This is a genomic window from Corynebacterium sp. HMSC068H04 (genome assembly GCF_001811255.1).
Classification (GTDB): Bacteria; Actinomycetota; Actinomycetes; order Mycobacteriales; family Mycobacteriaceae; genus Corynebacterium; species Corynebacterium hesseae.
In genome coordinates this window covers 1-26,661 of record NZ_KV803985.1, presented here as the reverse complement: position 1 = coordinate 26,661, position 26,661 = coordinate 1, and the positions used below count along the sequence as shown (strand labels likewise).

The 26,661-nt window shown below is 60.5% G+C and carries 26 protein-coding genes and 7 tRNA genes; 21 read left to right on the top strand and 12 right to left on the bottom strand.

All coding sequences use genetic code 11. The features are described 5' to 3' along the window. Positions 1-25: 25 nt before the first annotated feature. Positions 26-1,567 (bottom strand): DUF7782 domain-containing protein, encoded by a 1,542-nt coding sequence (locus HMPREF2792_RS04875; protein WP_198530298.1) that lies wholly within the window; start codon positions 1,565-1,567, stop codon positions 26-28. 78 nt (positions 1,568-1,645) lie between these two features. Beyond that, positions 1,646-2,128 (bottom strand): DUF3099 domain-containing protein, encoded by a 483-nt coding sequence (locus tag HMPREF2792_RS04870; protein ID WP_070531334.1) that lies wholly within the window; start codon positions 2,126-2,128, stop codon positions 1,646-1,648. Positions 2,129-2,176: 48 nt separating this feature from the next. On the opposite strand from HMPREF2792_RS04870, the gene HMPREF2792_RS04865 reads away from it, so the two are divergent. The 8 genes from HMPREF2792_RS04865 to HMPREF2792_RS04830 all read left to right on the top strand — a co-directional run bounded on the left by HMPREF2792_RS04865 (position 2,177) and on the right by HMPREF2792_RS04830 (position 9,664). After that, positions 2,177-2,428 (top strand): DUF3039 domain-containing protein, encoded by a 252-nt coding sequence (locus HMPREF2792_RS04865; protein WP_012715089.1) that lies wholly within the window; start codon positions 2,177-2,179, stop codon positions 2,426-2,428. A gap of 94 nt (positions 2,429-2,522) precedes the next feature. Continuing rightward, positions 2,523-4,313, top strand: a complete 1,791-nt coding sequence (locus HMPREF2792_RS04860) for a DEAD/DEAH box helicase (protein ID WP_070522009.1) — start codon at positions 2,523-2,525, stop codon at positions 4,311-4,313. 202 nt (positions 4,314-4,515) lie between these two features. Then, a complete protein-coding gene (locus tag HMPREF2792_RS04855; protein WP_070531330.1) occupies positions 4,516-4,962 on the top strand; it encodes a DUF2871 domain-containing protein in 447 nt (148 codons plus the stop codon). Positions 4,963-4,964: 2 nt separating this feature from the next. Continuing rightward, the gene (locus HMPREF2792_RS04850) at positions 4,965-6,593 is read left to right on the top strand and encodes an MFS transporter (RefSeq protein WP_070531327.1); all 1,629 of its coding nucleotides are present in this window, start codon (positions 4,965-4,967) and stop codon (positions 6,591-6,593) included. A 119-nt stretch (positions 6,594-6,712) separates the two neighbouring features. Further along, on the top strand, positions 6,713-7,714 hold the full coding sequence (gene dhaK, locus HMPREF2792_RS04845; RefSeq protein WP_070531323.1) for a dihydroxyacetone kinase subunit DhaK: 1,002 nt from the start codon (positions 6,713-6,715) through the stop codon (positions 7,712-7,714). 2 nt (positions 7,715-7,716) lie between these two features. Continuing rightward, positions 7,717-8,382, top strand: a complete 666-nt coding sequence (gene dhaL, locus HMPREF2792_RS04840) for a dihydroxyacetone kinase subunit DhaL (protein WP_070531320.1) — start codon at positions 7,717-7,719, stop codon at positions 8,380-8,382. A 3-nt stretch (positions 8,383-8,385) separates the two neighbouring features. Continuing rightward, the gene (dhaM, locus tag HMPREF2792_RS04835) at positions 8,386-9,096 is read left to right on the top strand and encodes a dihydroxyacetone kinase phosphoryl donor subunit DhaM (protein WP_070531316.1); all 711 of its coding nucleotides are present in this window, start codon (positions 8,386-8,388) and stop codon (positions 9,094-9,096) included. Positions 9,097-9,241: 145 nt separating this feature from the next. Continuing rightward, complete coding sequence (locus tag HMPREF2792_RS04830; protein ID WP_070531312.1) at positions 9,242-9,664, top strand: hypothetical protein; 423 nt, start codon at positions 9,242-9,244, stop codon at positions 9,662-9,664. Positions 9,665-9,752: 88 nt separating this feature from the next. On the opposite strand, the gene HMPREF2792_RS04825 is transcribed toward HMPREF2792_RS04830, so the two are convergent. Both HMPREF2792_RS04825 and ppgK read right to left on the bottom strand, forming a co-directional pair. Further along, positions 9,753-11,213 (bottom strand): RNA polymerase sigma factor, encoded by a 1,461-nt coding sequence (locus HMPREF2792_RS04825; RefSeq protein ID WP_070531308.1) that lies wholly within the window; start codon positions 11,211-11,213, stop codon positions 9,753-9,755. A 201-nt stretch (positions 11,214-11,414) separates the two neighbouring features. Continuing rightward, positions 11,415-12,212: a polyphosphate--glucose phosphotransferase gene (gene ppgK / locus HMPREF2792_RS04820; protein ID WP_070531305.1), complete on the bottom strand. Its 798-nt coding sequence runs from the start codon at positions 12,210-12,212 to the stop codon at positions 11,415-11,417. 343 nt (positions 12,213-12,555) lie between these two features. On the opposite strand from ppgK, the gene HMPREF2792_RS04815 reads away from it, so the two are divergent. After that, on the top strand, positions 12,556-12,846 hold the full coding sequence (locus HMPREF2792_RS04815; RefSeq protein WP_070531301.1) for a DUF4193 domain-containing protein: 291 nt from the start codon (positions 12,556-12,558) through the stop codon (positions 12,844-12,846). A 27-nt stretch (positions 12,847-12,873) separates the two neighbouring features. Here the strand turns inward: HMPREF2792_RS04815 and HMPREF2792_RS04810 are convergent, their stop codons facing one another. Next, on the bottom strand, positions 12,874-13,401 hold the full coding sequence (locus HMPREF2792_RS04810; protein WP_070531297.1) for a DUF3093 domain-containing protein: 528 nt from the start codon (positions 13,399-13,401) through the stop codon (positions 12,874-12,876). Between the two features lie 121 nt (positions 13,402-13,522). Here HMPREF2792_RS04810 and dut point away from each other — a divergent pair, with 121 nt between their 5' ends. From dut to dxs, 5 genes are all read left to right on the top strand, one after another. Continuing rightward, positions 13,523-13,999 (top strand): dUTP diphosphatase, encoded by a 477-nt coding sequence (dut, locus tag HMPREF2792_RS04805; protein ID WP_070522035.1) that lies wholly within the window; start codon positions 13,523-13,525, stop codon positions 13,997-13,999. A 111-nt stretch (positions 14,000-14,110) separates the two neighbouring features. Continuing rightward, the gene (locus HMPREF2792_RS04800) at positions 14,111-15,067 is read left to right on the top strand and encodes a DUF3710 domain-containing protein (protein WP_070531294.1); all 957 of its coding nucleotides are present in this window, start codon (positions 14,111-14,113) and stop codon (positions 15,065-15,067) included. Between the two features lie 205 nt (positions 15,068-15,272). After that, positions 15,273-15,899 carry a DUF3159 domain-containing protein gene (locus HMPREF2792_RS04795; RefSeq protein WP_198530297.1) on the top strand — a complete coding sequence of 209 codons (627 nt, stop codon included), beginning with the start codon at positions 15,273-15,275 and terminating at the stop codon, positions 15,897-15,899. Further along, positions 15,892-17,187: a class I SAM-dependent RNA methyltransferase gene (locus HMPREF2792_RS04790; RefSeq protein ID WP_070531289.1), complete on the top strand. Its 1,296-nt coding sequence runs from the start codon at positions 15,892-15,894 to the stop codon at positions 17,185-17,187. Before HMPREF2792_RS04795 ends, HMPREF2792_RS04790 begins: the two co-directional genes overlap by 8 nt. Positions 17,188-17,292: 105 nt before the next feature. Continuing rightward, positions 17,293-19,191, top strand: coding sequence for a 1-deoxy-D-xylulose-5-phosphate synthase (dxs, locus tag HMPREF2792_RS04785; RefSeq protein ID WP_070531286.1), 1,899 nt, complete (start codon positions 17,293-17,295; stop codon positions 19,189-19,191). Positions 19,192-19,210: 19 nt separating this feature from the next. On the opposite strand, the gene HMPREF2792_RS04780 is transcribed toward dxs, so the two are convergent. Both HMPREF2792_RS04780 and HMPREF2792_RS04775 read right to left on the bottom strand, forming a co-directional pair. Then, the gene (locus tag HMPREF2792_RS04780; RefSeq protein WP_070531282.1) at positions 19,211-20,434 is read right to left on the bottom strand and encodes an HRDC domain-containing protein; all 1,224 of its coding nucleotides are present in this window, start codon (positions 20,432-20,434) and stop codon (positions 19,211-19,213) included. A 1-nt stretch (position 20,435) separates the two neighbouring features. Beyond that, positions 20,436-21,101, bottom strand: coding sequence for a DUF3000 domain-containing protein (locus tag HMPREF2792_RS04775; protein WP_070531279.1), 666 nt, complete (start codon positions 21,099-21,101; stop codon positions 20,436-20,438). A 125-nt stretch (positions 21,102-21,226) separates the two neighbouring features. On the opposite strand from HMPREF2792_RS04775, the gene hemQ reads away from it, so the two are divergent. Beyond that, positions 21,227-21,928, top strand: coding sequence for a hydrogen peroxide-dependent heme synthase (gene hemQ / locus HMPREF2792_RS04770; RefSeq protein ID WP_070531276.1), 702 nt, complete (start codon positions 21,227-21,229; stop codon positions 21,926-21,928). A 56-nt stretch (positions 21,929-21,984) separates the two neighbouring features. Here hemQ and msrB read toward each other — a convergent pair whose 3' ends face one another. The 5 genes from msrB to HMPREF2792_RS04745 all read right to left on the bottom strand — a co-directional run bounded on the left by msrB (position 21,985) and on the right by HMPREF2792_RS04745 (position 25,551). Further along, positions 21,985-22,398, bottom strand: a complete 414-nt coding sequence (gene msrB, locus HMPREF2792_RS04765; RefSeq protein ID WP_070522057.1) for a peptide-methionine (R)-S-oxide reductase MsrB — start codon at positions 22,396-22,398, stop codon at positions 21,985-21,987. Next, positions 22,395-23,591: a glycosyltransferase family 87 protein gene (locus HMPREF2792_RS04760; RefSeq protein WP_070531274.1), complete on the bottom strand. Its 1,197-nt coding sequence runs from the start codon at positions 23,589-23,591 to the stop codon at positions 22,395-22,397. Before HMPREF2792_RS04760 ends, msrB begins: the two co-directional genes overlap by 4 nt. Before the next feature lie 11 nt (positions 23,592-23,602). Beyond that, on the bottom strand, positions 23,603-24,253 hold the full coding sequence (locus HMPREF2792_RS04755; RefSeq protein WP_070531270.1) for a dihydrofolate reductase family protein: 651 nt from the start codon (positions 24,251-24,253) through the stop codon (positions 23,603-23,605). A gap of 66 nt (positions 24,254-24,319) precedes the next feature. Continuing rightward, entirely contained in the window at positions 24,320-25,207 is an 888-nt protein-coding gene (locus tag HMPREF2792_RS04750) for a TDT family transporter (RefSeq protein WP_083306386.1), read from the bottom strand. Positions 25,208-25,476: 269 nt separating this feature from the next. After that, positions 25,477-25,551: transfer RNA gene (locus HMPREF2792_RS04745), tRNA-Val, on the bottom strand. Between the two features lie 356 nt (positions 25,552-25,907). Here HMPREF2792_RS04745 and HMPREF2792_RS04740 point away from each other — a divergent pair. The 6 genes from HMPREF2792_RS04740 to HMPREF2792_RS04715 all read left to right on the top strand — a co-directional run bounded on the left by HMPREF2792_RS04740 (position 25,908) and on the right by HMPREF2792_RS04715 (position 26,550). Further along, a tRNA-Gly gene (locus tag HMPREF2792_RS04740) sits at positions 25,908-25,983 on the top strand. Positions 25,984-26,014: 31 nt separating this feature from the next. After that, a tRNA-Cys gene (locus tag HMPREF2792_RS04735) sits at positions 26,015-26,085 on the top strand. A gap of 32 nt (positions 26,086-26,117) precedes the next feature. Beyond that, a tRNA-Val gene (locus HMPREF2792_RS04730) sits at positions 26,118-26,189 on the top strand. Between the two features lie 38 nt (positions 26,190-26,227). Then, positions 26,228-26,303: transfer RNA gene (locus tag HMPREF2792_RS04725), tRNA-Gly, on the top strand. A 55-nt stretch (positions 26,304-26,358) separates the two neighbouring features. After that, positions 26,359-26,430: transfer RNA gene (locus tag HMPREF2792_RS04720), tRNA-Val, on the top strand. A gap of 44 nt (positions 26,431-26,474) precedes the next feature. Then, positions 26,475-26,550, top strand: a tRNA-Gly gene (locus HMPREF2792_RS04715). Positions 26,551-26,661: the final 111 nt, after the last annotated feature.

Here is a 26,661-nt window from a genome sequence, read left to right as displayed (position 1 = left end):
GAGGGGCTTGAGGGAAAGGAGGGGACTACTCAGTGTTGCTAAATGCCAACAATTCCGTAGGGATGAGAAGCCCATGGCGGATGAGATCCACAATGGCTGGAAGCGCGGCGCTAACCAACTCGGATTCCTCAAAGCCCTGCGCGGCGGCATAGAGCTCGATGGTCTCCCCAATGCTCAGCCCGTGGGGATTGAGCCCGGCGACGATCGCCGCGAGGTGCTCGTCGACGTCATGCTGCCAGCGCGGACCGTCCGTGCGGCTGAGCCGTAATGCTGCGCGCTCAAAGCCCATGCCAAGCTCCGTGTCGGGCAGTGAAACGTCTTCGCGGGCGACACCTGGGCGCAGCTGCACATGCTTTGTTTCCAGCTCACCCGGCACCAGGTTGCGTAGCCATTCAATGCGAGCAAAGTATTCCTCCACTTCGGGCCCGAGCGGATCGATGACTGGCTGCGCCATGGTCTCCGCCAAAATATCGGAGGGCTCGTCGTCTGCGATGCGCTGGATAGCCACGAAACCAAACCCGATGCCGGTGACATCATGATCGCGGAAATGCTCCAGCCAACGGCGCGAACGCTCCTGGCCTTCGGCGGTGCGAACATCCACGGATTCATCGCTCAACCACGTGGAGACGTAGAGCGCGGGGTCCGCGACGTCGCGCTGAATGATCCACGCGGCCACGCCGGTATCCGGCAGCCACGAGGCAACCCGCTGCTGCCAAGACTTGTCGCCTTGGTGTACCCACGCAGCGAGAATGTGTGCGGTGCCCCCTGGGTTGAGGTGCTCCACAGCTTGCGATATGACAAGCTCACTTGCTCCATCTAGATTGAGGCCGGAATCCCGGTACACGTGGCCCACCTCGGGCAAGCCCACCACGAACGGAGGGTTAGCAACGATTCGGTCGAAGCTCTCGTGCTGCACGGGCTCGAACCACGAACCCTGGCGAAGCTCAACACGGTTTTCTGCGCCCGCAGCAGCGACGGTAGCGCGGGCAAGGTGGAGGGCTCGCTCGTGAACGTCGGTCGCAACAATTCTTTCAGCAGACTCCAGTTGCCCAAGGATTTGTACGCCAGAACCCGTGCCCAGGTCTAGTACTGAGGACACGGGAGTGGTCGGGGTCGAGTGCAAGAGGGAAAGACTGGCAGAGCCTACCCCCAACACGTGCTCGGGGCCGGGCACGTGATCCACTAAGGAAGCATCAACATCGGAAAACACGATGCGGTTCTTACCCACAATGACGTGTGGCCGAATGTCATAAGCCACGTAGGCGGTGCCGTGCTCGTCGGTAAGCACTGCGCCGCAGTCGAGCAGTCGGGTGGCTAGGCGTGCGCCGAGGACGTCGGAAAGCAGCGTGGCCGGTACGTGTTCGTGCAGCAGGAAGATCCGGATGAGGTGGTCCAGGCGGGAATCACCGTTTGCTCCCAGTGCCACGGCGGCTGGCTCGCCGCGATGTAGCGCTTCGGTGTACTCCGGCCCCAGGTGTCCCGCGATACCGTCCGCACTGAACCCCGCCTCAGCAAAGACGTGGGCTAGTTCCTCCGCAACGTCTGCGATGGGGTTGTCCGGGTTCATCGCCGGGCCGAAAGGGGAGGGCTGTTGGGTGCTCACAAAAATATCCTTTGATAGTTGGGGGAAGGAAACGGTGACTTCTTAATCTTCGTGCTCAATTGTGTTGGTCGTTGAACTCTCCGCGTCCGTGCCCGAGGGGGAATCCTCCGATGAGGGCGCGCCGGGAAGTTCGCCGTGAGCACCGCTGGTGATTTGTTCGCGCCGTGTCTGCGCCATCTGTCGGGCGAGCGCGGGCTTGTAGACCGCTTTGTCGCGTTTGTCCTTCTTCTGCCCCCGCCCGTTGCCGATGACCACGGCTATCCAGGGAAGCGGGAAGGTGACGCCCACGACGATGGTGGCGGCAATCCACCAATGCCAGGCATACACCATGACACCAGCTAGAAGCAGCGAAGGGATGCGCAGAAACTGCAAAATTGAGTAGATAACTTCGCGGCGATGCCGGTCCTGGCCGGGAGCGAGTTTGGCGGTTGTAATGAGGTAAGCTTCACGCCCGAATCGACGCCCACGCCGCCGCCCCGATCGTGGGGTATGGCGGGCGTTATCGCGCGAGTTCGAAGGGGTCATGCCCACCAGCGTAGCGGTAGGACTCGCCAACTTCGATACCGATGCGGCATGATAGTGGGCGTGAGTACGACGACTAAGACTATTGAACGCCCTGATGTCCGCGAGGATACGTCGACCAACGACGACACCCCGAAGTTTTTCCACTATGTAAAGAAGAACCAGATCCTCGATTCCGCGGTCAACGGTAAGTACGTCGTTGCCCTCTGTGGTGAGACCTTCCCTGTCACCAAGCAAGCCAAGCCCGGTTCGCCCGTGTGCCCGGACTGCGAGCGCGTATATAAGAGCCTGCGCCGCCGCTAAGCGTGCCGTCTACGCTTAGTATTGCGTCGACGTAAAACGAAGACTTTCACAAGAGCGGGATGTTGGGATAACTAGAGGGGGATAGTCGCTGACCGTGTCTACACAGACTCCAGCACAAAGATTTGCCAATAATGGTTCGCTGCGTGTGTGGCAACGCGCGGCCTTGGATAAATTCCTGGCCACCAAGCCGAAGGATTTCATGGCGGTGGCAACGCCAGGCGCAGGTAAGACTACCTTCGCCCTGCGCGTGGCCACAGAGCTCATGGCGGACCGTACCGTAGAGCGCGTGATCGTGGTGGTGCCCACCGAGCACCTCAAAGTGCAGTGGTCTGAATCTGCCTCCCGCGTGGGGCTCGCGCTGGATCCGAAGTTCACGAACTCTTCTGGAGTCAACCCCGCCATGGATGGCGTGGTGGTGACCTACGCCCAAGTAGGCATGCACCCCTTTAAGCACCGCGCGGTGGCCTCAGCCCGGCGCACCTTGGTGATTCTCGATGAGATCCACCACGCCGGCGACGCCAAGAGCTGGGGTGACGGCGTGCGCGAGGCCTACGACGACGTGGAACACCGCCTGGCGCTGACCGGTACGCCCTTCCGCTCGGATGATTCCCAGATTCCTTTCGTGCGCTACGAGGAGGACGGTGAGGGGCACTTGGTCTCCCGCTCCGATCACACGTACGGCTATGGCGATGCGCTTGCCGACGGCGTCGTGCGCCCCGTGGTCTTCCTCAGCTACTCCGGCGAGTCTCGCTGGCGCGATAGTGCCGGCGAGGAGCATGCGGCCCGCTTGGGCGATATCCTCAATCCGGAGCAGACCGCCCGCGCGTGGCGCACTGCTCTGGACCCCAAGGGCGAGTGGATCCCCACCGTCCTTCAAGCTGCCCACACGCGTCTGATGCAGATGCGCCGCAACATGCCGGATGCCGGTGGCCTCGTACTCGCTACCGATACGACGACGGCGCGCGCCTACGCGAAGATCCTAAAGCAGATTTCGAACACTCCGGTATCCGTCATCCTTTCCGATGACCCGGGTTCCTCCGCGCGTATCGCAGAGTTCTCCGAATCCACCGACGAGTGGATGGTGGCCGTACGCATGGTGTCCGAGGGTGTCGACGTTCCGCGCCTCGCAGTGGGTGTCTATGCCACGTCTGCCTCGACCCCGCTCTTTTTTGCTCAGGCCATCGGCCGCTTCGTGCGTTCCCGCATGCCGGGAGAGACCGCCTCGGTATTCTTGCCGTCTGTCCCGGTCCTGCTGGGACTGGCGGAGAACATGGAGAAGCAGCGCGACCACGTCCTCGGAGGGGAGAAGAACCCCGACAAGGAGGGCTGGGATGATGAGCTGCTCGAGGACGCCAATAAGAAGAAGTCCGAGCCGGACATGCTCGAGCCTTCCTATGAGTCCCTCGGCGCGGAAGCAGAATTCTCCGGCCTGCTCTACAACGGCTCGCAGTTCACCACGGGCAATATCACCGACGAAGAAGAAGACTTCCTCGGAATTCCCGGGCTTCTCGACGCAGACCAGGTCAAGGACCTCCTTCGCAAGAAACAGTCCGATGAGATGGATCGCCGTGAGGCAGAGGAGAAGGCGCGCCGGGCTGCGGAAGCAGCGGAGGAACAACGTCGCAAGCTCTACGGCACCCCGCATGCGCCCAAGCGTGGGGCGGAGGCGTCGGCAAGCAGCACCGGATCCCAGTCAGGCGTGGTGGATGAGATTTCCGCGCTGCGCAAGGAGCTCAACACGGTGGTCTCCATCACCGCTCAGCGCACCGGCCGCCCGCACGGAGCCATCCACACCGAAGCGCGCAAGGCCTGCGGCGGACCTCCTACCGCGCTGTGTAACGCTGAGCAGCTCCAAGAACGCATCGACTACTTACGCAAGTGGTAGCGAGCGCTGCGGCGTGGAATTGCGAGGCAGAAAACCGGGGGCTGAAGCCTAGCCGCCCCATCAACTAGTTGGTTGATTGCAAAGTCAACCAACTACGCGATGGAACTGTTGTGTGCGCGGAGCAGGATCGTAATTAGAAAAATTCACCTGGAAATCATCCTCACAACAGGCACCACAACAGTGGGCTAGGAAGGAAATGACAATGAAATCTCTGTACAGATCAGCGATCTTTTACCTCGTAATGGGGTTGGGCGCAGGACTGTTTTACCGCGAGTTCACACGCGCGAACGAGTTCCCGGAGGGGCAGTTCACGCAGCTCGGAGTTGCCCATACCCACCTGTTGGCGCTGGGCTTCATGATGTTCCTGATCTTCCTCGTCGTGGAAAAGGTATTCGCTGTCTCACGTAACAAGAAGCTGTTCAACTCCTTCTTCTGGTTCTACAACATTGGCGTTGTGCTTACCGTTGGAATGCTCATCTGGCACGGTAGCTTGACTGTGCTGGGGGAGGAATCGACGGCGATGATCGCCGGAATCGCTGGCATTGGCCACATCCTCATCACGGTTGGCCTCGTGCTCTTCGTCGTGGCACTTGGCCGCGCATTGAACGAGCCCGCTAACCCCGCCGCCACAACGCCTGTGAGCGCCTAGCCATGTCCGCGGCTACAACAGAATCCAGCACGGTGGTACCGACCCGCCGTGACTGGATTAGCCTTGCGGTTTTATCGGTAGGACTGGGCGTCATTGTTCTTGATGGCACCATTGTGGGCGTCGCGCTGCCAGCCATCATTACCGACCTTAACCTTGACATCACCCAGGCACAATGGGTCAACAGCCTCTACGCGGTAGTACTTGCTGCGCTGTTGCTGTCCACCGGAAAGATCGCGGATAGTTGGGGCCGTAAACGAGCTTTCCTTCTTGGCCTCGTCGTATTCGTGGCGGGCAGCGTGTGGGCTGGCCTCTCCGAAATAGCGGGCACTCTCATTTCGGCGCGAGCCGTGCAGGCAGTGGGCGCGGCCTTCATCATGCCTTCCACCCTGTCTACCGTCAATGCCGTATTCCGCGGGAAGTATCGTGCAGCCGCATTCGGCGTGTGGGGTGCAGTCATCTCAGGCGCTGCTGCTGTAGGCCCTCTAGCCGGCGGCGCGCTTACTCAGTGGGTGTCGTGGCACTGGATCTTTCTGGTCAACGTCCCCATCGGTCTTATCGTCGCCGGTGGAGCGGTTCTTACGGTCCGGGAGACCCGCAGTCCAGAGACTCGCCCTGGAGTCGACGTCGACGGCGCGCAGTTGAGCGCGATTGCCTTCGGGGCCCTCGTTTTCGCGGTGATCGAGGGACCCAGCCTTGGCTGGTGGACACCGCAATCCGAGTTAACGGTGTTTGGCTTGACGTGGCCTGCGACGGCTTCGGTTTCAGCCGTACCAGTTGCGTTGCTCATCGCCGCGGTTGGTTTTGCTCTGTTCATCCGTTGGGAGAAGCACCGTGAAAAGGTTCAGCGCTCCGCGCTTTTGGACTTGGGGCTATTTACCTATTCGACATTCTCTTGGGGAAATATCACCGCTGGTGCGGTAGCCATCGGAGAGTTCGCCATCATCTTCGTTTTGCCGCTCTACCTCATCAATGCATTGGGCTTAAGCGTAATGTCGGCTGGTCTTGTGCTTGCGGCAATGGCCGTCGGGGCCTTTATCTCGGGTGCGGCCGCACGCCATGTTGCCGGTCGCTTCGGCGCCCCCGGCACCGTGCTCATCGGCCTGAGCCTCGAGGTTGTCGGCGCACTCATCCTTGCGTTAATTCTGGGGCCCGACACCAGCGGATGGCTCATTGCGCTGCCGCTTGTGATCTATGGAGTAGGCCTAGGATTCGCTTCCGCGCAGTTGACCGGTACGGTCTTGCGCGATATTCCGGTAGAGAATTCGGGTCAAGCTTCCGCGACACAGAGCACAGTTCGTCAAATTGGATCTTCCCTGGGAACTGCGATTTCCGGTTCGGTCTTTTCCGTCTCGCTAGCGCTGTCTCTGCCGAAGGCGCTTAATAGCATTGGCTTCAATGGTCCGGCTGCGGAAGGAATAGCGCAAGCAGCGCGTCAATCGGCTGGGTCGAGTATCGCTGGGCTGCGTGCGCAGGGCGCCGCCAGTCCCTTTGGAGAGGAGACTGCCGTGTTGGTCCGAGCACTCAGCGACGGTATGAGTGATGCAGCGCGTTGGTCATTGCTGGCCGCCGTTGCGTTCTTAGGGCTCGGTTTTATTGGAGCGTTGCAGGTCCGGAAAGCAGCGCAGGGCTAAGCAAGGGACATAGACCACGGCGTCGACGCAACGGTTCCAACGAAACATCCGCTAGCGAGGGTAGGCTCGGCAGCATTGTGAGAAGAGTGCTCTAGGCCAAAAACCTAAGGAGATGGATGATGAAAAAGCTCATCAACTCGCCGGACAACGTAGTAGCCGAATCGGTAGAGGGCTTCGCTTTAGCCCACAGTGACATTGTCAAACGCTCCACGGACCCGCTGTTTATTGCCCGCGCACAGAAGAAAGAACAGGGCAAGGTGGCTATTGTTTCCGGTGGTGGTTCTGGGCACGAACCTTTGCATTCCGGTTTCGTCGGCCATGGCATGTTGGACGCGGCCGTGCCCGGCGCTATGTTCACCTCGCCGACGCCAGATGCTATCCAAGCAGCCACCGAGGCAGCTAATGCTGGGGCGGGAGTGCTCTACATTGTGAAGAACTACACCGGCGATGTCCTCAACTTTGATACTGCAGCAGAGCTGGCTGAATTCGATGACATTGAGGTCAGCCAGGTCATCGTCGACGACGATGTCGCGGTGGAGGATTCTACGTTTACCGCCGGCCGTCGCGGCGTGGCGGGAACCCTCTTGGTCGAAAAGCTAGCCGGTGCCGCGGCCGAGCGCGGCGATGATCTCGCTGCGGTGACCGCTGTGGCGAAAAAGGTGGTAGAGAATACCGCCACCATGGGTGCGGCGCTTTCTGCCTGTACCGTGCCCCATGTGGGCAAGCCTTCCTTTGGCCTCAGGGAAGATGAGGTTGAGCTGGGAGTGGGCATCCACGGCGAGCCGGGGCGCAAGGAGATTCCGCTGGTTTCGGCCGACGATGTTACGGACCACTTGCTTGACCCCGTCGTGGCAGACCTTAAGCTGCGTGAAGGCGAGCGCACCATCGTCGTTGTCAACGGCATGGGAGCGACCCCGGCCTCTGAGCTGTATGTGGTTTACCGCCGCGTGGCCCAGCGCCTAAAGGAGGCGGGCGTTATCATTGAGCGCTCCCTTGTGGGCAACTTCGTTACGAGTCTGGATATGGCCGGGTGCTCCGTTAGCGTCATGCGCGCCGACGACGAAGACCTTGCGCTTTTCGACGCCCCCTGCCACGCCGCCGCACTACGCCAAGGAGTGTAACTATGACGAATGATGTAACTCTTTCAACCGACTGGGCACTAGCGTGGATGAATAACTGTGCTGCAGCTGCGCATGAACACCGCGAGGAGCTCATCGAGCTTGACCGCGCCATTGGAGACAGCGACCACGGTGAAAACGTCGATCGAGGCTTCCACGCCGTCGTGGAGAAGATGGGCGCGGAAATCTCTCCAGAGGATTCTACCGTCGCTGATGTTCTGAAACTGACGGCAAAGACCCTCATGTCCACCGTTGGCGGCGCCTCCGGGCCGTTGCTGGGAACCGCCTTCTTGCGTGCGTCTAAGGCTGCCGGTTCCGGGGCGATTGATGCGCCCACGGTGGCCGGTCTTATCGAGGCTGCGCTGGAGGGGATTACTGCGCGCGGCAAGGCCACGGAAGGGGAGAAGACGATGGTTGATGCCTGGGCACCGGCCGCACGAGCTGCCCGTGAAGCGGCGGATGCCGCGCTGAGTCCCGCTGAGGTTGTGCGCGCGGCTGCTGACGCCGCAGCAACCGGCGCGGAGGATACCATTCCGATGGTGGCAACGAAGGGCCGCGCTTCCTATCTGGGGGAGCGCTCTGCTGGACACAAGGATCCGGGGGCTACGTCCTCGGCTCTGTTCCTCGCCGCGGCTGCCGACGCTGCCGAGACTTCAACGAAGGAGGCATAGAACATGGCACAACCGCGCGTTGGACTTGTCCTTGTATCGCACTCGGCCAAGCTCGCTGAAGGCCTAGCAGAGCTTGCCGGACAAATGGCCGCTGATGTGACCATCCTTCCCGCCGGTGGCTTGGAAGACGGCGGTATCGGAACTTCCTACGACTACATCGAAGGCGCCATCAGCCATGCCCTCGGCCAAGGTCTCGGCGTTGTCGTCCTCACGGACTTGGGCTCGGCTACGATGACCGTTGAGTCTGTTCTTGAGTTCCTTGATGAAGAACAAGTCCGGTTTGTGGACGCCCCACTAGTCGAGGCTGCCGTTGCCGCCGCCACCGCCGCCCAACAAGGTGATGACCTTGCAGCCGTCGCCAAAGCTGCTGAACGGGCCATCGAGGTCTTCGTGCCGAAGCAGTCTGACGCCACTGTTCCAGTGGATAAAGACGAGCCCGAAACACATCCAGATACGTACTCGCTGACCGTGACCGTGGCTGATGAGGCGGGACTTCACGCCCGTCCAGCCTCCAAGGTCGCGGAGATGGCCGCAGAGGCAGACGGCGAAATAGTCCTCTCCTGTGACGGCGAAGAGGTGGAAGCAGACTCTGCAATGATGCTGATGTCTCTTGGTGCTTGCCAGGGTGCTTCAGTGACTATCAGCGGTGACGCTGCTGATAAAGAGGTCATTGACCGGATTGCTACGGGCATAGAGCTGGGGCTCGACGGCTAAGGCACCTGGGAAACCACGGCAGCCCACACGCCAGGCAAATCGATGGGCAGCGGGCAATGACCCCCGTACGGGAGTACTGTGCCCGCTGCCTTCGCATAAGCTATCGGGCAGTGACCTAGCCGAGTCTTCGCGAAAGTGGGAAGTCATGACCCAGCCCGACTATGTGGAACCGAACTACTACGCAGCGGATCCGTACCAGGCTCCGTACCCGCAGGCTTATCCGAATTCCTACGCGGGTTCCTATGCACCGGTGCCTTATGAAAGGCCATCCACTCCGAACCCACTAGCCCCATGGGTACTGGGTTTGGCGATCGTTCCGCCACTTATCAACATTGCGCTGACACTCATCAGTGGCCCCGTAGGCTTCATGGCGTCGATGCTGACCATGACAACTGGAGGGTGTGCAGCAGGGCTTGGCATTGTTGCGCTAATTCTCGGATCGGGGCGACGCCCAGAGCACAGGGGGACCGGCATGTCGGTGATGGGAATGCTCATTGGCGTGGGCTGGAGCTTCATTGCTCCCTTCGTTTCCATGGCCCTGATTCTTGTCACGGGGCTAAATTATTAGCGCATTCAAGGCGCGGATAGCGCGCAGAGCACAGAAGAAGCGGCGAGGAAGGCCAAACCTCCTCGCCGCTGAATTCTTCTTGCTTTCCCTAGTCCAGGTAGTCGCGCAACACCTGAGAGCGTGATGGGTGGCGCAGCTTGGACATGGTCTTGGACTCGATCTGGCGAATACGCTCGCGGGTAACGCCGTAGACTTGGCCGATTTCGTCTAAAGTGCGCGGCATGCCATCGGTCAGGCCGAAACGCAGACGAACCACGCCGGCCTCTCGCTCGGAGAGCGTCGTGAGCACGTCCTGGAGTTGATCCTGCAGCAAGGTGAAGGACACAGCGTCAACAGCAATGACCGCCTCGGAATCCTCAATGAAGTCACCGAGCTGGGAGTCGCCCTCATCACCGATGGTCTGGTCCAGGGAAATGGGCTCACGGGCATACTGCTGGATCTCCAGCACCTTCTCTTCGGTGATGTCCATTTCCTTCGCCAGCTCCAGCGGGGTGGGCTCGCGGCCCAGGTCCTGCAGCAGCTCGCGCTGAATGCGGCCCAACTTGTTGATGACTTCCACCATGTGCACAGGGATGCGGATGGTACGAGCCTGATCTGCCATGGCACGGGTAATGGCCTGGCGGATCCACCAGGTGGCATAAGTGGAGAACTTATAGCCCTTGGTGTAGTCGAACTTCTCAACGGCGCGGATTAGACCCAGGTTGCCTTCTTGGATGAGATCCAGGAAGGCCATGCCGCGGCCCGTGTAGCGCTTAGCCAAGGACACCACGAGACGCAGGTTTGCCTCGAGGAGGTGGTTCTTCGCCTTGCGGCCGTCACGAGCGATGGCGCGCATGTCGCGCTTCTCCATGGGGGAGAGCTTGGCGGCCTTGTCGCCTTCAGCGCGAGCCTTCTCCATCTCGTCCATGCGGTACTGAGCGTAGAGGCCTGCCTCGATGCGCTTGGCCAGGGAGACCTCCTGCTCGGCGTTGAGCAGGGCGACTTTACCGATCTGCTTGAGGTAGGCGCGGACAGAGTCGGCCGAAGCAGTCAGCTCCGCGTCTTTACGGGCCTGACGCAGGGCAGCGGATTCATCCTCATCCCAGACGGAGGAGCCATCCTCCTCTTCGTCCTCGGAGTCCTCATCCTCCAAATCGTCATCGTCGTCACCGAACTCGTCGTCCTCGTCCATCTCCGCGTTGTCCGGATCGAAGTCGATGTCGGCGTCATCGGGCGTCTCGGCGTCCAACTCATCGGTCTGATCCTCTGCGAGGTCCTCCGAAGACTCGGCGCTTTCCGGCGAGGTTGCCTTCTTTGCCGCCGACTTGCGCACCGTCTTCTTGGCCGTCTTTTTCGCGGCCTTCTGGGCGGACTTGCGAGTAGTTTTCTTCGTTGCTTTCTTGGCCGTCTTCTTAGCGGTCTTCTTCGCAGTCTTTTTCGCGGTCTTCTTGGCCGTCTTCTTAGCGGTCTTTTTTGCCGTCTTCTTGGCGGTCTTCTGTGCAGGTGCAGATGTCTCGGGGGTGCTCTTGTCCTCACCGAGTACCTGGTCTGAAGAATCAGTGGCTGCCACGTACGCCCTTTCGACTTGCTCTCTGAGTGGAAAATATGGGGACGCGCAAGTTTGTCGCGACTAGTCCCCGATGCTAGCCCGCCTCCGAGATGAGCGAGGGAGGCGCGCCGCTGGATATTCGATAATCGACAGCCCAGTATAGATCATTTTTGTCAACAGGCGGTGACTGGGGTCAACTAGGGAACGCCGGGACAATATAGATTAGGGGCGAATTCCTTCCTTCGCCGCCATTGCCGCGCCCACGATGCCCGCGCGATTGCGGAGCTGAGCAGCAACGACCGGTGTTTCAATTTTGAGGTGCTCGCCCCACTTGTCGAACTTGCGGGAGATTCCGCCACCGATCACAAAGGCTGAAGGGTTAAACAGCGCCTCATACTCGTGGAGTACGCGGTTGACGCGCTTTGCCCACTGCTTGGACTTGAGACCTTCGCGTTCCTTGACTGCCGACGACGCCTGGTGCTCTGCTTCCTTCTCACCAACGATAAGGTGGCCAATCTCCGTATTGGGGAAGAGCTGGCCGTCCAGAAGGAATGCGGAGCCGATGCCCGTGCCCAGGGTGAGGAAGATGACGGGGCCCGAACGTGCAATGTCATCACCGTAGGCCACTTCGGCGAGGCCGGCCGCGTCGGCGTCGTTAAGCACGGTGAAGGGCGCGTCGAGGTATTGGCTCAACAAATCCTGCGCATCCACGCCAATCCAAGACTTATCAATATTCGCCGCGCTGCGAATCACTTGGCCTTTCACCACAGCAGGCATCGTGATTCCGACGGGGCCGTCCCAGCCTTTTTCGGCGACGATTTGGGCAATTACTTTTGCTACGGCTTCCGGCGTAGCGGGCTGGGGAGTAGCGATCTTCAGACGGTCACCGACGAACTCGCCTGTTGCGAGGTCTACCTCGGCGCCCTTGATGCCGGAGCCCCCAACATCAATGCCAAAGGAATGGCCCTGGTGCTCAAGGCTCAATGTCGTGTCCTGGTGCTGTGCTTCTTGCGCGGTCATACTGACAGTCTATGTTGAGCGCGGCGTTGATGTGGCAACAGTGTGAGTTTCGTATCGCTGGCGGAGTCGGCACTGTGCCGTTCCCGTATTAGTGACTGCAGCCGCTCCCGTATTAGTGACCGCATTGTGGGTGGGTGTGAGGAGTGATACTCAGAAAAATATCCAGCACTCCAAGAACGGTGAATGCCCAGCTCATCCTATTAAAATTCGCAGGGTAGGGGGTAGAGGGGTGGGGCGGTTGGTGCCCCCATCGCGGGGCGAGTGTGACACGGGGGCTTGCGTGGTTTAGGATGCCGTCGATAAATAGACGTACCAATCAATCTGACTCACAGGGGCAAGCATTATGGCCACCGATTACGACGCACCGCGTCGCCGCGCAGAAGACGACCTCGAGACCGATTCCCTCGAGGGCCTGAAGGCGGCTGAAAACGATAACAACGGCATGGATGACGATGGTGAAATCGTCGAGGCTTTTGAGCCGCCGTCAGTGGACCTGACCGGTGAGGAGCTCAATGTCACCGTTGTGCCGCGTAAAGAAAACGAATTCACCTGTTCTGTGTGCTACCTGGTGCAGTCCAATAAGCGCCTCGACCACGAAGAGGATGGGCAGCCAGTCTGCATGGACTGCGCCTAGCGCAGCAGTTCATCCTGCGCGTGACTCTTAGCCTTGGGCGGCTGCCGCCTGTTCTGGAAGGAAGGCCGCGAGGAGCTTTTCGGGGTTGGTGGAGCCGATGAGCCAATAGGGGGTGGGATCCTCTGGGTCGTCGAGGACGAGCATGACGTGCTCAGGAACCCAGCCATGCGTGACAAGGAAGGCAGCCGGATCGAGCTGTGGTCCCAGCGCATTACGCCGCGCGGTGGCCGGCACCGCGGTACTGCGGGAGACAACATCGCTAGGCAGCTGTGCGTCCTTCACGGTGAGCCACCGAGTGCCATCGGCATCCTGTTCCACTTGAACTACTGTGTTGGACCACGTCACCAGCACCCACACGGCGATGGCACTAAGCAGAATGGCGGGAATAATGACCCACATGATGCCGCGGTTGAGGCTGACCGTGGCCGTGGAAATCGCCACGACGAACGCAGCCATAAACCACCAGTACCACGGCACCCATTGGCGCTCGCGATAGAGGATGACGGGGGATTCAGCAGACGCTGTGGGGGAAACAGGCGATGAATTCGAAGTCATGGCCTCTGAGTCTAGTCGTCGGGGAAGGGCAGAACCCAACGCAGCCTAAGGCACCGTGCAAGCGGCACTAAGCTCCATCCCTCGGGGTAGGGGATGGTGAGGACAAGGTAGGCTGGGCCGCGTGAATGAGCAACACCCCCTTGTAGATCCGGTAAGTCCATTCGGAGACATTCAGATCAAGCGCCTTGACAAGGAGCTTCCGCTGCCGCAGCGAGCCCATCGTGGCGATGCTGGTGCAGATCTCTACGCCGCGCATGACGCTACTCTGCGCCCCGGAGAGCGCGCGCTCGTCGGCACTGGCATTGCTCTTGCCTTGCCAATCGGCACGGTAGGTTTGGTCCACCCGCGTTCGGGCTTGGCGGCCAAGCACGGGATTTCCGTGGTCAACACGCCGGGCACCATCGATGCGGAGTATCGCGGTGAGATTAAGGTGTGCCTTATTAATCACGATCCCGATAAGACCTTTGAGGTCGAGCGCGGGATGCGAATTGCCCAGCTTGTTGTCCAACGAGTGGAGCTCGTGGGCTTCCGCGAAGTCGAGGAACTCGATGACACCGCTCGCGGCGACGGCGGGTACGGATCCACCGGCGTCAACTGAATCAGTTGCACGTGGCAAAGCCTGCGCGTGCGCGGGCCATACCGAGCAACCCCACATCCGACAAGCACAAGTTATCCGGCACAAGACACAAAACGAGGAAGGCGCAAAACCATGGCGATGTGGCCCTTTGGCAAAAAGAAGAAAGATGCTGGCAAGGACGAAAGCCAGGACAAGAACACCACCGTCCGCACTGATGCCGCAGACAAAGAAGTAAAAGAAGCAACGGCCGAACCAGCGTCGGCGGAGAGCTTGGCAACGAAGGCCGGAGAAAGTTCGACCGCTGAGGGCCCTGCACAAGCCAGTGCAGGGCTGGTCCGCGAGGATCAGGATGACGTCGAAGGTGTTGCCGGGGTAAAAGCCGTGGCGCACGACGCCATCAACGGTGAGATGGGCCCCTACGACGGCGACAACGTGGATGTCGCCGAGTTCAACTTCGAGGACTTCTCCGTCGGCCTTTTGGACCTGGGCTCGATGCGCATCCCGCTGCCGAAGGGCTCGCAGGTGCAGGTAGAAATGGGCCAAGACGGCCCTCGTATGCTCCACATTCTTACGCCGCACGGACGCATGACGCCCGTGGCCTTCGCCGCGCCGCGCACGCCGGGGCAGTGGGCGGAATCTGCCAAGGACATCGTCAAGGGTTTGGAAGCAGATGGGTTTACAGCGCATCCGGAGGATGGTCCTTGGGGTTCTGAAATCGTCGGCACCAGTGATAAGGGCGGAATCCGAATCATTGGTGTGGAAGGGCCGCGGTGGATGTACCGTTTGACCTTGGCAGCTCCTGCGGGCAAGGAAGAGGAGCTAGCGCAGCTGGGACGCGAAGTCGTCGCGCGCACCTTTATCTATCGCGGCGAGCAGCCAATTCTTGCCGGAAGTTCACTTCCCGTGATGCTGCCGCAGCAGCTCGCTGAGCAAGTCCAGCAGGCGCTTAAGGAGCGCCAGCAACAGGCAGCGCAACCATCCAGCGCTCAAAACTCCGCGCCAGCGGATAATGCTGCCGGCGCCGAAAGCGGCGCGGAGGCCGAGGCTCGCAAACAATTGCGCAATCTCGACGACCACGAGAACAAGTAGCGCGCCCTATGCCATTGGCCGTGACCCTCCCGGCTATTACCGAAAAGGATTGTTGAAACTCGTGACCACCCCTACGCCCGAAGGGCGCGATACCACCGAACACGGCGCTACGCCCGCCTCTGAGGCCTCCACGAATACTGAGACACCACAACAGACTGCAGCAGCGACCCCAGCGCCTGAGGCAGAACCGTCGCTGCTCGAACAAATGGGAGGCCTGACCGGTCTGGTGTCTGCGACCCTGCCCGTGCTGGTTCTCATTCCGGTTAACAACATGTGGGGCCTGGGGCCTGCATTGGCCGCAGCGCTCGGTGTGGCGCTGGCCATCAGCCTGTGGCGTTTGGCGCGCAAAGAAACTCTGCAGCCAGCATTTTCCGGGTTGCTGGGTGTCGCCATCTGCGCTGGCATCGCGTGGTTTACAGGAGACGCCAAGGGCTACTTCCTTTATGGAATTTGGATGTCGCTCGTGCTGTTTATCGCGGCGGTTGTCTCCATCATCGTGCGCTGGCCGCTTGTCGGCGTGGTGTGGAAAGGCCTAAACGGCGATGGCATGGGGTGGCGAATCGTGCCGAAGGCGCGGCGAGCCTATGCCTTGGCAACGGCGGGTTGGGCCGCGGTCTTCATTGCCCGTTTCGTGGTGCAGCGCGCGCTTTACGACGCCGATGCCACCACTACCCTCGGCATCGTTCGCATCCTCATGGGGTGGCCGCTAACCGGCATCGTCACCGTCTTGACCGTCTGGATGGTTCGCCGTGCCAACGCCGCGGTGGAGGAATCACAGGGCGTAGAAGGAACACAGAGCTCCGAAGACACCAAGGAGAGGATCCATGACTGAGAGTGCTTACAACGCTGCTGATTCAAGCGTTGTCAAAGGGGCGTCCTTCGACACCACCATCGAACGCATGGGGCACGGCGGTGTCGGAATCGGTCAGGCGCCCGACGGGCGCGTGTGTTTCGTCCCCAGTGCTTTCCCGGGCGACCAGGTGAGGGCGACAGTTACCAAGGCGAAGAAGTCCTTCGTGGAAGCGGAGATAATATCCGTCCTCCAGCCAGGTGAGTACCGCGTCGAGTCTTCGTGTCCCGCGGCACAGCGCGGTGCAGGTTGCTGCGATTTCGCCGAGCTAAATCCTGCGGCGGAACCAGGAATCAAGGCCGCCGTCTTGCGCGATCAACTACATAGGGTGGCCCGGCTTGAGGATGTGCCCGAGATTGAGGCTATCGATGTCGCACCGCAGCGCGGGTGGCGCACGAGGGTACGGCTGGGCGTCGACAAGCAAGGCCGTGCCGGTGTGCGCAAGCGCGGCTCCACTGAGCTGATTACAGACGTGGCGTGCAGCCAGCTGGTGCCGGGCCTCGTCGCAGGTCTGGTGGGGCCTGGTGCTCGCACCTTTAGCCCTGGCGCGGAGGTTATTGCGGTCATGGACAGCGATGGCAACCGCCACGTCGTCGAGACACGGAAAGCACCGCGCGGCCGGCGCATAGAGACTATCCGGGAAGTAATCGAGGCCCCGACCGAGGACGTCGTGCAGCGTGCCGACGGTCACGAGTTCCGTTTCCCGGCCACCGCCTTTTGGCAGGCGCACGTGGGCGCGCCTGACGTGTACACCAGTCTCGCACGCGAGTGGCTTGCTGTGGAGGCGGGAGAAAGCAGTGCCGCAGATGAATCCGCGGTCGACGCAGTGGCTTGGGATCTCTATGGAGGGGTAGGGCTTTTCGTTCCTGCTCTGGCTGAGGCCACGGCGCCCCAGGGCGGACACACCACCGTGTTTTCTGTCGATTACTCGCCGGCGGCTGCGGCGGCACAGCCGGGTCTTGCAGCGTATGACGTGCACTTTCGCACCGACAAGGTGGAGCAGGTAGCGAGCCAATTGCCAAAGCCAACGACGGTGGTTTTGGATCCGCCGCGCACCGGTGCTGGCCGGGATGTGGTGGGCGCAATTGCTGAGGCAGCGCCGCAACGCGTTCTGCACATCGGATGCGATCCCGCTACCTTTGCCCGCGATATCGCCGCGTGGTCTGAGAGCGGCTACCGCATACTGCACTTAGCAATGGTGAATGCTTTTCCCGGAACGCACCACTTTGAAACCCTGGCGCTGTTGGTCCCCGCGGCACAGGTGGCATAGCTTTCGCTTCGAGTGCTGCCGGGGCAATGATTGACGTGTCACGTGTGTTAGCGGGTACGGTGGTAGAGAAGAAAACGATCGATGAAGGGGTTTAAGGCAAGCTCTATGGGCATTCTGGATTCCATTCAATCACCAGGCGATCTCAAAGCCCTGAGCAAGACGCAACTGGGTGAGCTCGCGGCGGAGATTCGCCAGCGCTTGATTGAGAAGGTGTCCGCTACCGGCGGTCACCTTGGCCCTAATTTGGGTGTTGTGGAGCTCACTGTGGCGATCCACCGCGTCTTCGATTCCCCGCGAGATCCCATCGTCTTTGACACCTCCCACCAGGCATATGTGCATAAGATGCTCACGGGCCGTGCCGATCAATTCGATACGCTGCGCCAGAAGGGCGGGTTGTCCGGCTACACGGACCGCGGGGAGTCTGAGCACGACTGGACGGAATCCTCCCACGCCTCGGCGTCACTGTCTACGGTGGACGGCCTGTCCAAGGCCTTCAAGATTCGCGGTGAATCGCACCGCAATGCCGTGGCGGTTGTCGGTGACGGCGCCCTGACGGGTGGCATGTGTTGGGAAGCGCTCAACAACATTTCTGCGGATAAAGACCGCAACGTTGTTATCATCGTGAATGACAATGGCCGCTCCTATTCACCGACCATCGGCGGACTCTCAGAGAACCTTGGGCGCATCCGCGCGCAGCATGGCTATGACGAGTTCATGGCGCTGGGCAAGAAGCGCCTGAAGTCCATGGGCTGGGTAGGTGAGCGCACCTTTGACGCTTTGCATGCGGTCAAGGAAGGCGTGAAGTCCACCGTCCTGCCCACCGAGATGTTCCCAGAACTGGGCATCAAATACATTGGTCCGATTAACGGACACGATATCGACGCCGTGGTCCGGGCACTGAGCTACGCCCGCGACTATGACGGCCCCATCATCGTGCATACGGTCACGGAGAAGGGCCACGGCTTCGCACCAGCGGTCAATGAGCCGAAGGACCAGATGCACTCCACAGGGGCTATCGATCCAGTCACCGGTGTGTCCAAAGGACAGAAGCAACCGGGATGGACTGCGGCCTTCTCCGAGGAACTCATCAAGGCCGGTCATGCCCGCGAGGATATTGTGGCGATAACCGCCGCTATGGCAGGCCCAACGGGATTAGCTCCATTCCAGGAGGAATTCCCAGAGCGCTTCTTCGATGTCGGAATTGCAGAACAACATGCCATGGCCTCTGCGTCAGGCCTGGCGCTGGCAGGTATGCACCCGGTGGTGGCGGTGTATTCAACCTTCCTCAACCGCGCAGTGGACCAAGTGGTCATGGACATCGCGTTGCTGAAGCTGCCCGTCACCATCGTTCTCGATCGCGCCGGTGTCACAGGATCCGATGGTCCCTCGCACAATGGTGTCTGGGACATGGCGCTGATGAGCATCGTCCCGGGTATGCGCATCGCCGCACCGCGCGATGGTGCCCGCTTAAGGGAGCTCTTCAACGAAGCAATCGCCATCGAGGATGGCCCGACGGTAGTGCGTTTCCCTAAGGGCAACCTGCTGGATGATTGTGAGGAGCTCGAGCGCCTCGATGATGGCGTCGATATCCTGCGTTATTCCGATGCTGCTGAATCAGCGGCCGAAGCAACGGATGTTCTGATCGTCTCCATCGGCGCCATGAGTGCTCGGTCCTTGGGGGCCGCCGAGCGGTTGGAAGCCGAAGGCTTCAACGTGACCGTCGTTGATCCGCGTTGGCCGGTTCCGGTCCCACAATCCATTATCGCGCTGGCTGCGGATCATGACCTCGTGGTCACGGTGGAGGACGGGATCCTGCGTGGCGGCGTGGGTTCCATGGTGGCCGAAGCACTCGATGCTGCCGATGTGGATACCCCTGTGCACCGACTCGGCGTGCCGGGCTGTTTCCCCAAGCACGCCAGCCGCGGTGAGGTTCTTGAGGAATTCGGGCTGACTCCGGAGGGAATCGCGGAGTCCGTCAGCGAGTGGGTAGCTGCTCGCAGCTAAGAACGCGGGCGAGTGAGCGCTACTGCTCCAGCCCGTGGCGCAAAAGCGGGGAGGCAAGCTCGATTTGCCACTCGCGCGCGCCCTGGGAACGTAGGAAATCGGGGATATCCGAAGCATCTGTGATTTCCCCGGCGACGCCACCCTCTGGGCCGCACGCCGCCCACACGGCCATGCGCAGCAGGCTGGGTTTGAGAATGAGCTCGTAGCTCATGCCGAGCTCATCGCCGAGGTCCTCGAAGTCACTACGGATTTCGGTGTAGAGCTGCCACAGTTCGGGGAACTCCCGGCTAAAAACTGATTTGGAAGGAACCGGGCGCGGGCTGCGCAGCACCTTCGGCCATTGCTGGCGCGGGCTGGCCAGTGCGGTTTCAACCGCGTCGAACCACCGCAAGGTCGCACCCCCGCGGCGTCGGGGAAAACCTTTGATTTGGTTGATTTCGCGTGGCGAGCGGGGCACGCGGCGAGCAATGTCCACCAACACGCGGTGCGGTAGTACTCGGTTGGGGGCCACGTCCTGGGTGCGCGCGATAGATTCGCGGCGCTGCCACAGCTCGCGAGCCACGGCGAGCTGCTCGCCGGAGCGAAGCGAGGACACGCCCTTGAGATCCCGCCACGAGCGGGGCTCGGGGCCTTTAATGCGCGCGTGGTCGTCGACTATCTTCTCAAACTCCTCATAGGCCCAGTCGAGTTTTTCCTCCTCCGCGAGGATATCGCGCAAGGTCACAGCGAGCTCATTGAGTAACTCCACGTCAAGCGCCGCATAGTTGCGCCACGACCGGGGAATGGGGGTTTCGGACCAGTCGGAATCGCCGTAGCCCTTTTCCAATTGGACGTCGAAAAGCTCCAGCACCATTGCTGCCAAGTTGGGGTGGGCAAAGCCGGCGAAGCGAGCGGCCAGCTCGGTATCGAAGAGCCTGCCTGGGTACAAGCCCAGCCAGGCTAGGCAAGGAAGATCGGAGGGGGCCGCATGGACGACCCAATCTTGGCCGTTGAGCACCGGTGCTAAGGCCGCGCGGAGCTCAGCCCTGTGGTGTTCCGGGGCGAGCAAAAAAGTGCCCGCACCTTCTCGGCGAATTTGTACAAGGAACGCGCGGTCGTCATAGCGGTAAGCTGACGCGCGTTCGGTGTCGATGGCGAAGGGGCCAGTTCCAGCTGCCAGGCGGTCGGCGGCGGCGTGAAATTCACGGGGAGAAAGCAGGACCTTTGGCGTTCCGTCAACCGGTACCTGGCGCAGCTCAGCCATGTTAGCGCCCGAGCTCCGCTACGCCTTCTGGTGGCAGCCCCGCAACGAGGGAAAGAACCTGCGCAAAAGCTTCCACGTGTGGGGCGAGATCTAGGCCGGCGGCGGTCCAGGAGGCGCGCATTTCTAGTTGGTAGGCGCGCGGCGGGCCGCCGATCTCGCCGAAACGGACCGAGGCGGTCGACGTGACGGTGCCGCCTAGGTTGGTGTGGGTAGCCTCGCGCACGTCGAGGGATTCGGTAAGCCACTCCCAGGCGACGTCGGGAAGCAGCGGATCCCCAGCGACGGCATCGTCCAAGTCTGCTTGGATGTAGGCCACGAGGCGCATTGCGCCTTCCCAGGCCTCCTCAGCGCCGGGATCGTGGAGCAGGATGAGGCGGCCGAAGGCATCGCCGTCAGAGTCAGTGGGGATGTTGTCCCCGTGCTCGTTGCGCTCAACTTCCAAGCCGATGGCGTGGCTGAACGGCGCTAGCCGCTGCGGTGGGCGGATGGTGCCCAACGTGATTTCTGGGCGCAGCTGTGCGGCATGGAGGGACTCAACGGCCTCCGTGAAGGCGGCCGGGGTGCTCGGCTCCGCAGGGCGCGAATCGGCGGGGGAGGCGGCGGTGCGATCGTGCAGGTTGGTCGGTGCCCCTGCGAGGTTGCGCGAAGAAACGTCGGAATTGCTCACGGGGAACAACGTATAAGCTCCGCCCTCGTGGCGGTGGAAGGCGCGCCGAAAGGCTAGTGGCGCGAGGGGTCGTCTCCAACTTATGATGGATGCGAAACTCTGTCGGTTGAAAGAAGGAGAAAGGCATGTCGAAAGTCAACTTCGCCGAGCTCAATAAGGTCCAGCGCTATTCGCAGCACGCGGTTTTTCAAGTAATCCCCGGTGCGCTGGGCACCGAGCGCGAGGAGATCGTGGCGCAGGCACAGAAGTTCTTCGCGGATTTGGAGGAAGCAGGCGTGGTTACCGTTCGCGGTATCTATGATCTCTCCGGGATGCGGGAGAGCGCTGACTTCATGATCTGGTGGCACGCTGAGGAATTCGCCGACATCCAGAAGGCCTTTGCGGACTTCCGCCGCGAGACCACCCTGGGGCAGGTTTCCGAGGTGACCTGGGTGGGCAATGCACTGCACCGCCCAGCGGAGTTCAACAAGTCCCACCTGCCGTCCTTCATTATGGGCGAAGAGCCCGGCGAGTGGATTTCCGTCTACCCCTTCGTGCGCTCTTATGACTGGTACACCATGGATGAGGAAAAGCGCCGCCGCATCCTCATGGAGCACGGCATGCAGGCACGTGATTATCCGGACGTACGCGCCAACACCGTGCCAGCCTTCGCGCTGGGTGACTACGAGTGGATTCTGGCCTTTGAGGCCCCGGAGCTGCACCGCATCGTGGACTTGATGTACCTCATGCGCTACACCGAGGCTCGTCACCACGTGCGCGAGGAGATTCCTTTCCACACCGGCCGCCGCGTGAAGGACGTGGCTGAGCTCATCGCGATCCTGCCTTAAGAACCGCGATAATTCGCGGTAGCTGCCGCGAAAAGCGCCGGAAGCCGGTTGAGGGTTTAGTCCTCGACCGGCTTTTCTTCTAGATCGAGGCAGATGGAATTGATGCAGTAGCGCAGGTCCGTCGGCGTATCGTAGCCCTCACCCTCGAAGACGTGGCCGAGGTGGGATTCACAGTTAGCGCACAGTACCTCGATGCGGCGCATGCCCAGTGAATTGTCTTCGCGCTCGATGATGGCGTCACCGGCCAAAGGGGAGAAGAAGGAGGGCCAGCCGCAGTGCGACTCAAACTTTTCCGTGGAGCGGAAGAGCTCGGCACCACAGGCGCGGCAGGAGTACACGCCTTCGGTAGTCGTGTTGGTGTACTCGCCGACGTGCGGTGCTTCCGTTCCGGCCTCACGCAGAACGTGGTACTCCTCGGGGCTTAACCGCTTGCGCCATTCGGTATCTGCAATGAGCTTGAAATCAGTCATGCTGGGAGTTTATCGCTCGCTTGTGGCTTTGGGCTAGCCCCTCGCTCCGCGGACCACCAGCCGGCCACGGTGGTGGCGGTCACCACGATGAGAAGTCCCCACCCGATGGTGGCGATGAAGACGCTCATCCAGTGTGCGGCGGTGGGCATGCTTGTCGACGTCCACTCGAGCGGCGCCAAGAATAAAAATGCGGCCAACCATGCTCCCCACGTGTGGAAGACCGAGCGCCCGAGCATCACCGTAAACAGCATGGGGATAAGCCACATGGAGTAGTACTGCTGACCCAGGGAGGAAAGGAAGAAGATGCCGACCATGATGGCACCACTTGTGCTCAGTGCCCAGAAGGTGGGCTCGCTGTCGCGCCAGCGTAAAAGCCCGAGAATGGCCACTGCTGCTAGTGCCGCGAACAGGATCCAGATGGGGTAGTAGATAATGCCGGGCAGATCGAAGTAGGCGCGCACGCCCGGCCACGAGGCATTGGCATAATCGCGCGTTGTCGCAAGGTAGGGAAGAAGATTGGCGCGGAAGCCTTCCACGCCCGGGACGATCGGCCAAGCAGCAAGGTTGCTCACCAGCGGTATAGCCACGCCCAAACCTACAGTGAGCCAGCGTTTGCGCACTAAGGCGAGGAAGAGCAGCGGGGCAAATTGCGGCTTAACCAGAATCGCCAGACCGATGCACAGCCCGGCGGCCCATCCGTGCTTGTCCAACAAGACCAGAAATGCCACCATGGCGAGTAGAAGCACGCCGTTTATATTGGTGAAGACCAACGTGTTGATGACCGATTCGGTAGCGAAGGCAGTAGCGATGCTGACTGGCCACAAGGGTCCGCGCAAGCTGTGGCCAACGAAGCGGGTCAGCAGGGCCAAGGCGGCGACGATGGCCGCGGCGTTGGCCAGGATGAAGGCGATGCGCGCGTGTTCCTCGGACACAAGGCCCAAGGGGGAAAGGAGGAGCGTTGCGCCCGGGTTGTATAGGTAGAGCGGCTCGACGAAGGAATAGTTCTGTTCGTAGACCGGGTTGCCCTCCCACAGGTTCCGGATTGCGCGGTAGACGGTGCCGAAATCATCGGTCACCGTGCCGTTGAAGGCGAGCACGAACACGCGATGGAAAACCAAGACTATGGCGGCGGGCCACGCGGCGGCCGTCCACAGTCGCGCGGAATCTGAGGTTGAGGGAGCCGGAGAAGTCACGGCAGCACAGTTTACGGTGTTTGGGTTCGTCGATAGCGCAGAAACACCGTGCTGTCGACAGCAGCAACGTTCTCCAACTCGAGCTTGAGCGCAGGGGAGGTGGCTTTGCCATCGACGACGGGCTTTTCGACGGAGGGCGATAGGTGCGGGTCGAGCGTCAAATAGAGCTTGTCCACAAGCCCTTCGGCGATTAAGGCGGAATACACGGAAGGGCCGCCCTCACAACTGATGCGGCGCGCGCCCCGGGCGCGAAGGGCTGAGATTGCCTCGCTCATGGTGCCGGTACCTGTGCTGATGACTTCGGCGCCGGCGTCGGCTAAGCGCCGTGCCTCGGGTGACGATGCGCGTTCCTCCGGGGTAAGAACAATGGGGCCGGAGGCTATAAACTCTTCGAACCCGGCAAAGTCAAGGGAGTGACTGAGTACGGCGAGCCGCGTGCTTGTCGACGGTCCGTACTCTTCCGACTTCACCGTGGCTGAGCCGACGACGGCAATGTCGGCCCACTCGCGCAGTGCAGCGAAGAGTTGAGCGTCGGTGCCGTTGCCCATTGGCCCTGAGGTTCCATCGATGGTGGCGGAGCCATGGAGAGTACTCACCGCAATCAAGCGGATTTCTTCTCGGTCGGGCCCCATGAGGTGTTTTATCAGAGCAGTGTCACTCATGGCGCCCCACGGTACCTGAAATGTCGACGACGGCTTAGGGCGTGGGATTGGCCGGAGCGTATGTGATCAGGCGCGTTGGAACCGCCATGTGCCGAAGCGCAGCGCAGAGGCTCCCCAATGCAATAGCAGGAGCACCAATAAAGCAAGGGACAACCGGTGCCAGCCTTCATCCCAGGAGCCAAGGCACAAAGTGCCGACAGGGAATGTGGAGCCCCACCAGCCTGGGCCATAAGGGGCCCACGCGACTACCGCTTGGTAAAAGCAATACATTGCGAATACTACGCAGGGCGCACCAATGATGAACATGATGATGCCGTAGATGTGGGCGTTAAAAAGCAGTGTCGAGGCCGCCGTTGACTGTCCAACCACGCCGAGCGGGATCCATGCCGTACCCGCAGCCGCCTCGCGCGGCCTATCTTGACGGCGTGCTAAAGACCAATAGCAATAAGCGAACAGCGGAATTGCGGTGATGAATGTGAGGAAGAAGCACAGCTCACCGGCATAGTGGTAGAACTGCCCGTGATTGATAGCCAGTTGACCCGCGGAGGTCGCCGCCACCATGGGGGAGACCAGCGCCAGCCCCCAAGGAAACGCGGGCTTGTCGTAGTGGTGCTGCTGTTTGAACAACCCCCACAGCTGCCACAGACAGACCACGACCGAAAGCGGTGCGCCAATCCACCAACTTGCCAACTGGAAGGCATCGGTTCCGGTCAGCGCGGTCCATGCCGAGCCGCACGCCAGCAGGCCCATCGTGTACATGCCCCACCCAGCCATATTCTGGTGCCGAGGCGGTTCATTTTTCGTTCCCACGGTAAAAATCACCAGCAGAACAGCTGCGATAAGAGCAAAAACAATTTGGCCTACGCGTAGACCATGCAAACCCGACAAAGTTGACGCAATTGAGGTTCCCATCAGGGAGCCTGCCCAGGCTGGGCCGTACTTTGGCAACTGCACATCTATCACCCTATGCCTGCACGTGTTGCTATTGAACCATTATGGAGTTATCGGGTAACTACGCGCGGGGGCAGGTCCAATATCGTGCAGGCTTTATCAACCATGCCGTGCCCCAACGGGTTGAGCTATCGTGTCTGGCTTTCTTGGCCAGTTTCAGGAACAATGAGAAAATACCCCCGCGTGAACAGATAAATGCGGATTCGTTTTCCACATAGTATCCACGCGGAGGCTTGTGTTATACGCTGCACGTCTTTTACCTGCAGCTTTAATGGTGGTCCTAGCTGGGATTGAACCAGCGACCTTTCCGGTGTGAACGGAACGCTCTCCCACTGAGCTATAGAACCTCGGTGCAGCACTTAAGGTACACCGCGCGTATGGAAACCCCTAATCGTCCAGCTCAACCGTGCTTTCAATTACTCTGCGTGCATTTACTCTGGTTGGTTGCTCGCGACTGTAAGGGTGTAGTGGCTACTCAGGGCTGTGCGAGAACGGGTGGATCTTGGAGTTCTCCCGACAGTACTAGTGTGTTCCTAGTGCAATCATGCGCAATCACTGTAACCGCAGTCTCAATCACATTAATGTAATCCATGCGCTGTTGGATGGTTGGGGATTAGTGCTGTGGGCTGCGGATTTGGAAACTGGGTCGGTGCACGATAAAGTTTCTTCTCGCACCACGGCATACCAGCCGGGTACGTGCAATGCGGATGTAGCGCAGTTGGTAGCGCATCACCTTGCCAAGGTGAGGGTCGCGAGTTCGAGTCTCGTCATCCGCTCCAGCACATGTAGTGTGTGAGGCGGTATCGCCACGGTGGAATGGCCGAGTGGTGAGGCAACGGTCTGCAAAACCGTGCACACGGGTTCGATTCCCGTTTCCACCTCAAAAGCTGGCGCCCAACTTTGGGTGCTGTGAGCGCGTTTAGCTCAGCGGGAGAGCGCTTCCCTGACACGGAAGAGGTCACTGGTTCAATCCCAGTATCGCGCACAAGGACTTAGTCCTAGAAACCGGGCCTGGTTTCGAATGCGGATGTAGCGCAGTTGGTAGCGCATCACCTTGCCAAGGTGAGGGTCGCGAGTTCGAGTCTCGTCATCCGCTCCAAGGCTTTCTTGATGCTAGAGGGATTCTCGAGCAAAAAGCCTTGATAAATGGATAAGCGCGATTAGCTCAGTGGGAGAGCGCTTCCCTGACACGGAAGAGGTCACTGGTTCAATCCCAGTATCGCGCACAGGGAGTTCCTTATGGACTCCGTGACAAACTCCGGTTTGTCGCGCGGATGTAGCGCAGTTGGTAGCGCATCACCTTGCCAAGGTGAGGGTCGCGAGTTCGAGTCTCGTCATCCGCTCCACGTCGAGTGCCCCTCCACTATGGAGGGGCACTTTTCGTTTTTCTTGTTTGCCGGGGTGTATGGCTAGGGGCGGTCCAGGGGCCTAAACGACAGGATGTGTTGGTGAGGTTG